6 protein-coding genes and 1 pseudogene are annotated in these 8457 nt (G+C 69.3%); 1 reads left to right on the top strand and 6 read right to left on the bottom strand.

The features are described from left to right. The 4 genes and pseudogenes from IE277_RS41245 to IE277_RS41230 all read right to left on the bottom strand — a co-directional run. Nucleotides 1-1689: type I polyketide synthase (locus tag IE277_RS41245; RefSeq protein ID WP_268252723.1), on the bottom strand; the 1689-nt coding region annotated here is incomplete at its 3' end. 431 nt (nt 1690-2120) lie between these two features. Next, nucleotides 2121-2798: a LuxR C-terminal-related transcriptional regulator gene (locus tag IE277_RS41240; protein WP_229882383.1), complete on the bottom strand. Its 678-nt coding sequence runs from the start codon at nt 2796-2798 to the stop codon at nt 2121-2123. Nucleotides 2799-3413: 615 nt separating this feature from the next. Beyond that, nucleotides 3414-3713, bottom strand: a pseudogene (locus tag IE277_RS41235) (glycoside hydrolase family 68 protein); the annotation flags it as partial. Nucleotides 3714-3957: 244 nt separating this feature from the next. Next, complete coding sequence (locus IE277_RS41230; protein WP_189958853.1) at nt 3958-6966, bottom strand: non-ribosomal peptide synthetase; 3009 nt, start codon at nt 6964-6966, stop codon at nt 3958-3960. A gap of 369 nt (nt 6967-7335) precedes the next feature. Between IE277_RS41230 and IE277_RS41225 the strand changes: the two genes are divergently transcribed. Next, nucleotides 7336-7806, top strand: coding sequence for a transposase (locus tag IE277_RS41225; RefSeq protein WP_268252722.1), 471 nt, complete (start codon nt 7336-7338; stop codon nt 7804-7806). Here the strand turns inward: IE277_RS41225 and IE277_RS50205 are convergent. After that, nucleotides 7721-8086: a transposase gene (locus IE277_RS50205; RefSeq protein WP_444544859.1), complete on the bottom strand. Its 366-nt coding sequence runs from the start codon at nt 8084-8086 to the stop codon at nt 7721-7723. The two genes, IE277_RS41225 and IE277_RS50205, sit on opposite strands and share 86 nt — an antisense overlap. Continuing rightward, on the bottom strand, nt 8086-8436 hold the full coding sequence (locus tag IE277_RS50200) for a winged helix-turn-helix domain-containing protein (protein ID WP_444544858.1): 351 nt from the start codon (nt 8434-8436) through the stop codon (nt 8086-8088). Before IE277_RS50200 ends, IE277_RS50205 begins: the two co-directional genes overlap by 1 nt. Between the last annotated feature and the right edge of the window lie 21 nt (nt 8437-8457).

The following is an 8457-nucleotide window of genomic DNA, read 5'->3' as shown; positions in this document are numbered from 1 at the left end:
CGGAAACACGAACGCAACCCGGTCAGCACCACCAGCGACCGCACCCCGCACCACACCCGCGACAGTCACCTCACCGGAAGCCAACACCCCCAACCGCTCAGCGAGTTCAGCGCCCTCGGCGCCCAACACCACCGCACGGTCCCCGAACGCCGTACGAGTCGCCGCCAGCGACCACGCCACATCCACCGGCCGCAACTCACCCGCAGCGGACTGCGCGTACGACGCCAACCGGCTCGCCTGGCCGGCAAGCCCGTCCCCACCACGACCCGACACCACCCACGGCACCACACCACCAGCCACGAACACCGGCGCCGCACCCGGCTCATCACCGGACCCGCCCCCCGGCACAACCGGTGGCTCCTCCAGCACCACATGCGCATTCGTCCCGCCCATCCCGAAGGCGCTCACCCCAGCGATGAGGGACACGTCAGGACGGGGCCAGGGGCCGATGGTGTCCTGCACCCGCAGGTGGAGAGCATCGAGGGGGATGTCGGGGTTGGGCGTGTCGAAGTTGAGGCTGGGCGGAAGTTCGCGGTGCTGGAGCGCCAGTACCGTCTTGAGCAGGCCGGCGATTCCGGCCGCGCCTTCCAGATGGCCCACGTTGGTCTTCACCGAGCCGACGCGCAGGGACTCGCCGGGGGCCCTTCCTTCGCCCAGGGCCGCACCGAGGGCGGCCGCCTCCACCGGGTCTCCGACCGGCGTTCCGGTTCCGTGGAGTTCGACGTACTGGACGTCGTGCGGAGCCGCCCCGGCTTTGCTCAGGGCACGACGGATAACGTCTTCCTGAGCGCGCGGGTCGGGGGCGGTGAGGGTGTCACCACCGCCGTCGTTGTTGACGGCGCTCCCGCGGATGACGGCACGGATGGGGTCACCGTCGGCGAGGGCCCGGTCGAGGGGCTTCAGTACGACGAGGCCTCCGCCCTCGCCGCGGACGTACCCGTTGGCGCGGGCGTCGAAGGTGTAGCAGCAGCCGTCGGGCGAGAGCGCACCGAAGCGGTGCGGGTACAGGCTGCTCTCCGGGGCGAGTTGCAGGTTGACGCCGCCCGCGAGGGCGATGTCGCTGTCGCCGCTGCGCAGGCTCTGGCAGGCGAGGTGGAGGGCGACCAGGGAGGACGACTGCGCCGAGTCGAGGGTGAGACTGGGGCCGCGCAGGCCGAGCAGGTAGGAGAGCCTGTTGGCGACGAGGGCGCGATGGGTTCCGGTGAAGGACTGGTGGGTGGCGCTCTCGGGTCCGAGTCCGTGGAGCAGGGTGGCGTAGTCGTCGTGGGCGGCCCCGATGAACACGCCGGTGCTGGTGGAACCGAGGTGTGCGGGGATGATGCGGGAGTCCTCCAGGGCCTCCCAGGCGAGTTCGAGGACGAGGCGCTGCTGGGGGTCCATGGCGTTGGCCTCGCGCGGCGAGATACCGAAGAAGCCGGCGTCGAAACGGTCGACCCCGTCGAGGAATCCGCCCCAGCGGGGTGCTTCGCCGTCGGACGTGTCCTCGACGGACTCGTGCTCGACGGAGGCTCCGGCGAGCCTCAGCCGGTCGGCGGGAGTTGGACGCACGGCGCTGTCTCCGGCGCGCAGCAGGCGCCAGAGGCCGTCCGGGTTCGGGGCGCCGGGCAGGCGGCAGGCCAGGCCGATGACGGCGATGGCACGCTCGGGCGCGGCGTTGAGCTCGTACCGTGTGCGTTCTGACTCGCTCATTCCACTCCACCAGCTTGTCGGCCCATCCTGTGTGGACCGCAGACGTCGGGTACGGCGTGTGCACGGCATGCATACGACGCACGCGTAGGTGACGGCCGTAGCCGCCCGTCAGGGACGGGCAGCTGATCACGGACCGCCGGGCTCCCCACGCTAGGGGCGCATGGACTAGGGCGGCCCCTAGATTCCCGCTGTCCGGCGATGCATCCGTGAGGGCAAGGGCCGTCTTCGGATGGTGCTTTCGGGAAACGCCCAGACATGGCGCGGTGGAAGCCGCCGGGTGTTGCGTTCGTCCGTTCTCGCGCAATATCGCCCTGGGGGACATCGGTGACGTGTCCGGCAGCGGGAATAGCGGAGGGATGCATGCCGGACGCGGAACTCGCGGACCTGCGCGGTGCCCTGGGCAAGCTGCACGGCACCGGGTGCCGGGAGGGTTACTTCACGAAGTCGGGTACGGCACGGGGCGGCCAGCTGCCGACCGTGAGGACGCCCATCGAGTACGCGCGGGACACGAGCGCGGCGCGGTTGGGGGCCTTGAAGCGGCGGAGCATCAGGCCGACGTGGTATTCCACGCCTTGGCGGCTGAGGTAGAGGCGCGAAGCCATCTGGACGGTCGAGGCACCGGTGGCCACGCACTCCAGAATGCGGGCGTCCAGGGCCGTGAGCATCGGAGTCGGCTTGGCGGGCTGCTCCGCCGCCTCGGCCTGCGGGCTCATCAGGACGACCACACCGGAAAGGTCGTCCTTCTCTCCCTTGACGGCTATGCCGGTGATCTCCGCCGAGAAGACCCGGTCGTTGCCACGCATGGCGACCACGCGCTCCACGAAGCGGCTGCCATGACCGTCGGACAGACGCGAGAAGTGTTCCGGAAGGATGTTGCGAGCGCTCGGATGCAGGACTTCGTAGATGCTGCGTCCGCAGATCTCCGTCGAGGGCCGGGCGACATGACGGAAGAAGTCGGCGTTCGCCGCTTCTATCTTGAGGCCCACGTCCAGGCTCGCCATGCAGGTGACGTGCTGCGGGGCGCTCGGCCTCCGCTCTCCACGGCGGGTGTTGCGCGGGAATTCCGGATGGCCGCTGACCGTGGTCGGGCGGTCGGCGTGGGGGAGCATCGAAGTCTTCTCCTGAACATCAACACGGAAAATTCGATTCGACAGCAGGTGAACAGAAACAGAAGGCCGTCGCGATAAATCCAACCCTTTTCTGCGCCACTGGCGGCGACATTAGGTGGGCCGCATAGCGGTGTCAACGTTGACATGGGCAGACAGGAAAACACTGCGGTGCCCCCCGCACGACGGTTCGGTCATCGCGCGTAGAAGTGGTTCGGTGGGGAGGGCGCGGTACGGTCACGTATGCACCGGTCGCGCGAGATGCTCGCCCGCCGGGCGCCGACGTGCGAAAACGTCACACACACCACCCTCCGACCAGGCCTGATAACGATCCGATAACGATATCGGCCTGCCGGTTTGACACCGAGAGGGGGCGGTCCGTGTGCTCACTTCCACGCGAGCCGCCGGGGCGCGAAATATTTTCCCGAAAAAGCCGCGGGCATAAAAGGAAAATCGCGAAGACGCCGGAGGCGTTACGAAATTTCTTTGCCCCGGACGCGGTCACAGCCGCCGACGGATCGGACGGGGAACCGGGGCAGGAATGCGAGCGGGCGCTCGAACGGCCGTAGCCGACCACGACCGACGTGGCCAGCCCGGCTGCTGCTCGATCGAGGTCGGTTACGGGATGTAGCCGTAGCCCAACTGCTTGGTGAGCCGCGTGGTGTTGCCGCGCAGGGACAGCACGAGGGTGCGGTCGAGGGTGCCGCCGAAGCGGGTTCCGCCGTCTCCGGTCGGGACGGTGTCGATGAAGCTCTCCACCAGACCGTTGGGCATCACGTAGTGCGCGTACTGCTGCGTGGGGGCGTCCTCCGGGTTGCCCAGGACCAGGGCGCTGCCGTTGAGCGGCTGGTAGTCACTGCGCAGCGACGGACCGACGAACCCGTAGACGCCGTCCCAGCCGGACAGCCCCGGCGCGAACGTGAACTTGTGGAGCGTTCACGCTCCCGGCCGCCCGGTCAATTCAGTGCTTCTGCCGGAAGTTGACCCTGAGCATCACCAACAGCATTGCCGTGGATCTCGCGGCGCGGCCGGGGCTGGATGGCCCGCATCTGGTCCTTCCCGCGCAGTGCGGTCAGATACTGCCTGCCCGCAAGACGAAGGTCGCGTTACCGGCCGTGCTCGCCTGCTAGGCCAGTGCCGCGCGCAGCAACGCGTGGACGTGTCATCCGCCCCCGGCCCCGGCCTCGCGGGCAAGCGCGGCCACATGTTCCAGCGTCGGCTTGTCGATGATCTTGTGGAGGTTGGCCATGAAAGTCTCCTCGCCGCCCTGGGACAGGAGTTCGCGGCTGGCCTCGGCGAGCATGGACAGCAGCGCCAGGGAGTCTCCGCCGAGCCGGTGGAAGTCAGCCTGTTCGTCCAGCTGTTCCTTGGGGATGTCGAGGACCCGAGACCAGACCATGGCGACCGCCTGGGTGACCGGGTCGCTGATTGCGGTCGCGGGGCCCGCCGAAGGGCCCGTGTCGACGGGCGCATCGTCGGTGGCGAAGGGGTCGGGCAGGGCGTGGGCGTCCACCTTTCCGCTGACGGTGTAGGGCAGTTCGGCCACGGTGAGGAATGCCGCGGGCACCATGTAGGGCGGCAGCAGCCGGGCCGTGTGCACTTCCAGCTCCTCCGGGGGCACATCCGCGTGGGCGAGCACGTAGGCGTAGAGCATCTTGCCCGATCCGCCGGGCCGGGCCCTGGCCACCACCACGGCGCGGTCCACTGCGGGGTGCCGCTCCAGGGCGCGGGCCACCTCCGCGGGCTCTACGCGGTTGCCGCGCACTTTGACCTGGTCGTCGTTGCGGCCCACGTAGCTGAGTTCTCCTGAGGGGAGGACTCTGACCAGGTCCCCGGTCCGGTAGACCCGGGTGCCGTCGGCCAGCCGGACGAATCGCTCGGCGTTCTGGCCGGGGCGGCCCAGGTAGCCGCGTGCCAACTGCGCACCTCCCAGGTACAACTCACCCGTCTCGCCGGGCGCAACGAACCGGTGCCGCTCGTCCAGCAGGTGCACCGTGGTGTTGTACCCGGGACGTCCGATCGGCACCGCGGTCGCCTCGCCGTCGCCCGTCTCGTCGAAGACGTGCGCGGTGCATCCGACGGTAGCCTCGGTCGGGCCGTACTGATTGATGATCCGGCACTTCTCCCCGAACATCCGCTGCGCGCGGGCAGCGACCTCCACCCGAAGCTGCTCGCCGGTGACGATCACCCCGGTGCAACCGACGGGCTGGACATCCAGCTGGCCGATCAGATCGAGGTGGGAGGGGGTGAGGTTGAGCATCGTGGCGCCGGAGTGTTCCAGCAGCCTGCGCAGGGTGAGGTGGTTGATCCGGTCGGGTACCAGCACGATGGACCCGCCCACCATGCCCGGCCCGAAGACCGACGTCATGGAGACGTCGAAGGACAGCGAGGTCATCAGGGTGAGCCTGGTCTCCGCGTCGATGTGGAACATGTCCAGGGCCCAGTGCAGATAGTTGAGCAGGCTCCCGTGCTCGATCTGCACGCCCTTGGGCCGGCCCGTGGATCCGGACGTGTAGATGACATACGCCAGATCGTCCGGCCGTGCCTTCGCGTCCGGGAACTCCGGCTGGTCCTGGGCCGCACGGCTGAGGTCGTCCAGCGGCAGCGGCTCGCAACCGGACGCGAAGAGGCCCCGTCCCCCGTACTCCTGCTGGACCAGGCAGTGGCGCGCCTCGGCATCGGTCAGGACATCGGCGAGCCGGCGGTCCGGGTGCAGCGGGTCCAGGGGCAGGAAGGCTGCCCCTGCCCGGAGGACTCCCCAGATTCCCGCGATGGCCGCCACCGTACGGTCGGCCAGCAGTGCGACGACAGAGCCCCGGCCGACGCCGCGGCGACGCAGTTCGTGGGCCACAGCGTCGGCACGGCGGCTGAGTTCGCGGTACGTGACCTCGCCCTCGGGGCCGGTGAGCGCCACCCGGTCGGGTTCCTGCCGCTCCTGGGCCCTGATCAGCTCCATCACGCCCTGGGCGGGCACCGTGCGCGTGGTCAGGTTGCCCTCCCACCGGCGGTTCCGGGACGGGGACAGCGCCTCCTCCACCGTGTCCAGCAGTGCCTCGGCGCGGTCCGCGACGCCGGGGCCGTCCAGCCACGTCACCGTGATCTCGGTGCGGCCGCCGGCATCCATGAGGTCCACGGCCGGAGGAGTCCCGGGGCCGGTACCGCCGAGCGTGTACATCGCGGTGGCCCGGAAGCCGTCGGTGGAGAAGTCGGCGAGGTCGAAGGTGCCCAGGTGGGTGAGGAAGCCCAGCGCACAGTAGCGGTCCGAGCGGGCGGCGGTGCGGGCGACCGCCTTGGAGATCAGCCGGATCAACGGCAGCGGCATACGCATCATCGACGGGTCGGTACGCAGCGCGATCTCCTTCCCTTCCGCCAGCGCGGCGAGCAGGGTCCGGTGGACGTGCTCCCACTCCTCGCCGCTGTCCACGTCGAGAATCAGCGCCTGCGACAGCCAGGCCGTGGACCGGATGTCCGGGTCGTGTCGGCGCAGGTCCACCGGGACGAAGAAACGGCCCCGGCCCTCGGGGCCGTACGCGGCCGCGAGCGCGGCGGCGACCTTCGCGGTGGCGGCCGGGTGCGTGCCGTCGACAGTCCGATTCCGCCACACCACCTTCCGGATGCCGGCGGGCACGGGACCGAGCGGCGACGGCCAGTTCAGCGCGCCCGCAAGCGGCGGGATCGGGGGCAGACCGTCCGGGCACACCCCTTCGAGGAACGCGGTGCTGTTCAGTGGTGACACCGCACCCAGCGGCTCCTGTCCGCGCAGGACCCGGAAGACATCGGCCGCCCACAGGGCCAGTCCCCCGGCGTCGGTCACCGTGTGCCGGCCCCTGAGCACGACGGAGGCCGGGTCGCCCGGGAAGAGCAGCACCTCGAAGGTGGTTTGCGGATCGCCGACCCAGGTCTGCAGCGCGGGAGCATCCAGGCGCCGCCGGTCCAGAGGGCCGTCCATGACATGCACAGCCGGGCTGATCCCGCTGTCCACCCACAGCTTGCCCCGCCGGACCAGGCGAACGCCCGGAGAGGCCTCCGACGCCCGGCCGAGTGCGGTGACGACGTCCTCGGGCCGGAGGTCGCCCTCGCCCTGGATCACGTACTGGATGTCCTGTGCCATGGGCAGACCCAGGTACATCCACTCGTCCGGAGTGATGGCGCGTTGATATGTACTGCCCATGGCTGTATTCCTCATGATTCTCCAAGCGGGCGGGCGTGTGCGTGCCGCACCGGCGGGCGTGCCCATCATGAGGGCCGGAAAGCTAGGTGAATCTCCAGCTCTGCCCGGAATGGGTCAAGAGGTGGTATGGCGACAGTCACGATCCCGCAGTGCGGTGGTGTGGTGGGTCGTGTGTCACAGGCGCCGGGCCAGCCGCTGTCGTGAAGTTTCCCCGTGGTCTTGGACACTCGATCTCTATGCTGCGAGGGTGTGTCGTGGGCGCTGTCGGGTCTCGGCTGGTGTGAGGTAGCCGAAGACCTTGTGTCTGCGCAGGCGGCGCCGGTTGTAGAAGGTCTCGATGAAGGCTAAGACGGGCCCTCCACCTTCATCGTGGACACCTCGACACTGGATCTTGAGTCCAGGGAGAGGAGTCCCAGGTGGGGACCTACAAGTACTCGGCGGGCCGACGCGGTGGCGTTGGCCCGTTCGTCGGGCCGGCCCGCCTCGCGCGTTGCCGCCGAGCTGGGTGTGAACCACGAGACGCTGCGGCAGTGGATCAAGACGGCGGAGAAGGCTGAGCGGCCCGAGGCGGTTGCGGAGTCGGCGAAGGACGCGGAGATCGCGGCCTTGCGCAAGCAGGTGCGCGAGCTGGAGAAGGAACGTGACATCCTGCGCCGGGCGGTCAGGCAGGTCCGGCCAGGGCACCCCCGTGCGGGCTCTGAACAGCACCCCGTTGATCACTTTGCGGTGATCGGCGCACTGCGCGTCCGTGAGCTCATGTCGCCGCACCATGAAGCGCACCTGCCCAGCCGCAGAGCTGATCCACCGAACCAGCAAGAACCGTCAGAAGCGGCCTACTGATCCGAAACGCAAGGGTTCTATTCGAGATGCAGCGGACGTGCGGGCCGTCGAAGCAGCCGCGGACGATGTGTGGCTGCCGTTGGCGACGGTGGAAGAACCTGCGGGTCTCGGCGGCGAGCTGGGCCTGGTCGCGGGCCCGGCTGTGCATCGGAAGGCTCCGTTTGAGGTCGGCGTTGACCAGCTCGTCGGGGTTCGGCTCGGGTGAGTACGACGGCAGGAAGTGCGGCTCGATCCGGTCGGGGTGATCGGCGAGCCAGGCGCGGACCTTGCGGCGGCACATCACGTCCGCGTCGAAGGTCTCGATGAACACCATGAAGTGCATCCGCCGTTCGTGCTGATCGCGGTCATCGCGTTCACGGAGAACCTGTTGCCCATGCGGCGCACGACGGGTACACACCCCTTGGTGCCCCAGGTGCGGCCGATGACCTGGTCGGAACGGATGCCGACCTGGTCGGCGAAGAGCGCCTCGCCCTGCTCGGCCTTCGCCCGCGCATGGATCGCCGGCCAGGTCTCCTCGCGCCAGACGCGGACCGCTTCCGCGTCCTGCTCCAGGACCCGCTCGTCCGGCCGCTGGAACGACAGTCCCCACCGACGCAGGTACTTGCCCACCCCCTGCTCGGTCAGGCGCACCCGCTACAGCTTCGCGATCAG

The sequence above is a fragment of the Streptomyces alanosinicus genome (genome assembly GCF_014650595.1).
In the GTDB taxonomy this organism is placed as follows: domain Bacteria; phylum Actinomycetota; class Actinomycetes; order Streptomycetales; family Streptomycetaceae; genus Streptomyces; species Streptomyces alanosinicus.
The sequence above is the reverse complement of the archived record's forward strand: the minus strand, read 5'-3'. Positions and strand labels throughout refer to the sequence as shown.

Excerpts from the sequence above, each read along its gene's own strand:
- IE277_RS41230 (WP_189958853.1), bottom strand. The coding sequence starts at position 6,966 with ATGGGCAGTACATATCAACGCGCCATCACTCCGGACGAGTGGATGTAC.
- IE277_RS50205 (WP_444544859.1), bottom strand. The coding sequence starts at position 8,086 with ATGTGCCGCCGCAAGGTCCGCGCCTGGCTCGCCGATCACCCCGACCGG.
- IE277_RS41240 (WP_229882383.1), bottom strand. The coding sequence starts at position 2,798 with ATGCTCCCCCACGCCGACCGCCCGACCACGGTCAGCGGCCATCCGGAA.